The following is a 1,999-nucleotide window of genomic DNA, read 5'->3' as shown; positions in this document are numbered from 1 at the left end:
GTGCGGCGGGCTATGAAGATCGCCTTCGAGCGGATGAAGCTGGTGCTGGAGCCCTCGGGCGCGGCATCACTGGCCGCCCTTCTCGGCGGCAAGGTGGATGTGAAGGACAAGACTGTCCTGGTGGTTGCAACCGGCGGCAATGTCTCGCTCGCCGATTTTATGGCGCATATGAACAATGCTTGAAGCGGATTTCGTCATCATCGGCTCCGGCTCCGCCGGCTCGGCCATGGCCTATCGGCTGTCGGAAGACGGCAAGCACTCGGTGATCGTCATCGAGTTCGGCGGCACCGATATGGGGCCGCTGATCCAGATGCCGTCGGCGCTGTCGATCCCACTCAATATGAGCCTCTACGACTGGGGTTTCGCCAGCGAGCCGGAGCCGCATCTCGGCGGCCGCGTGCTGGCGACGCCGCGCGGCAAGGTGATCGGCGGCTCGTCCTCGATCAACGGCATGGTCTATGTGCGCGGCCATGCGCACGACTTCGACCATTGGGCGGAACAGGGTGCGACCGGCTGGGGCTTCGCCGACGTGCTCCCCTATTTCAAGCGCATGGAGGATTCCGACGGCGGCGAGGATGGCTGGCGGGGCCACGGCGGACCATTGCATGTGCAGCGCGGCACACGGAAGAATCCGCTCTATGGCGCCTTCGTCGAGGCCGGCCGCCAAGCCGGCTTCGAGCTCACCGACGACTATAACGGCTCCAAGCAGGAAGGTTTTGGGCCGATGGAGCAGACCATTCTTGGCGGCCGCCGCTGGTCGGCGGCGAACGCCTATCTGAAGCCGGCTCTCAAACGCAAGAATGTGAGTCTGGTCAAAGGCTTCGCCCGGCGCGTGGTGATCGAGAATCAACGCGCCCTCGGCGTCGAGATCGAAGCTGACAAAAAGATTCAGGTCGTTAAGGCGCGGCGTGAAGTGATCGTCGCGGCGTCGTCGATCAACTCGCCGAAGATCCTGATGCTGTCCGGCATCGGCCCAGGCGCGCATCTGCAGGAGAACGGCATAAAGGTGATCGCCGACAGGCCGGGTGTCGGCGCCAATCTGCAGGACCATCTGGAGCTCTATATCCAGCAGGAATCGACCAGGCCGATCACGTTGAACTCGGTGCTCAATCCCTTCTCCAAGGCATTGATCGGCGCGCAGTGGCTGTTCTTCAAGAGTGGCCTTGGCGCCACCAACCATTTCGAGGCGGCGGCCTTCGTGCGTTCGCAGGCCGGCGTCGACTACCCCGATATCCAGTATCACTTCATTCCCGCGGCGGTGCGCTATGACGGCAAGTCGGCGGCGAAGTCGCACGGCTTCCAGGCGCATGTTGGGCCGATGCGCTCGAAGTCGCGCGGCTCAGTGACGCTGCGCTCGCCCGACCCGAAGACGAAGCCGGTGATCCGCTTCAACTACATGTCGCATCCGGACGACTGGAGCGAGTTCCGCCACTGCATCCGGCTGACCCGCGAGATTTTCGGGCAGAAGGCCTTCGACGGCTTCCGCGGCAAGGAGATCTCGCCCGGCAGCCATGTGCGGACCGACGACGAGCTCGACGCTTTCATCCGCGACCATGCCTAGAGCGCCTACCATCCTTGCGGCACCTGCCGGATGGGCCGTGCCGACGATGTGACCGCCGTCGTCGATCCGGAATGCCGAGTAATCGGCGTCGAGGGCCTGCGCGTCGCCGATTCCTCGATCTTCCCGCGGGTGACCAATGGCAACCTCAACGCCCCCTCGATCATGACCGGCGAAAAGGCGTCCGACCATATCCTCGGCCGCACGCCGCTGGCGCCATCCAACCAGGAACCCTGGATCAATCCGCGCTGGCAGGTGGCGGACCGATAGGGCATTGTCGGGCTGACCGCCCTCCCGGCGAACAGACTTGGAGAAAGCCATGCGCGCCCAGCCGACCGCATCGCACTATGTCAACGGCCGCTATATCGAGGATGAGGGCGGCACGCCGCTGCCGGTGATCTATCCGGCAACCGGCGAGACCATCGCCACCCTGCATTCAGC

At 64.1% G+C, this 1,999-nt stretch carries 2 pseudogenes; both read left to right on the top strand.

Annotated elements, in window-relative coordinates:
* Positions 1-183, top strand: a pseudogene (locus EOA28_RS34145) (threonine/serine dehydratase); the annotation flags it as partial.
* A pseudogene (gene betA / locus EOA28_RS34140) lies at positions 176-1,828 on the top strand (choline dehydrogenase). The pseudogenes EOA28_RS34145 and betA, both read left to right, overlap by 8 nt.
* Positions 1,829-1,999: the final 171 nt, after the last annotated feature.

Source organism: Mesorhizobium sp. M2A.F.Ca.ET.067.02.1.1 (assembly GCF_004023285.1).
Taxonomy (GTDB): Bacteria; Pseudomonadota; Alphaproteobacteria; order Rhizobiales; family Rhizobiaceae; genus Mesorhizobium.
This window is presented reverse-complemented; position numbering and strand designations above follow the sequence as displayed.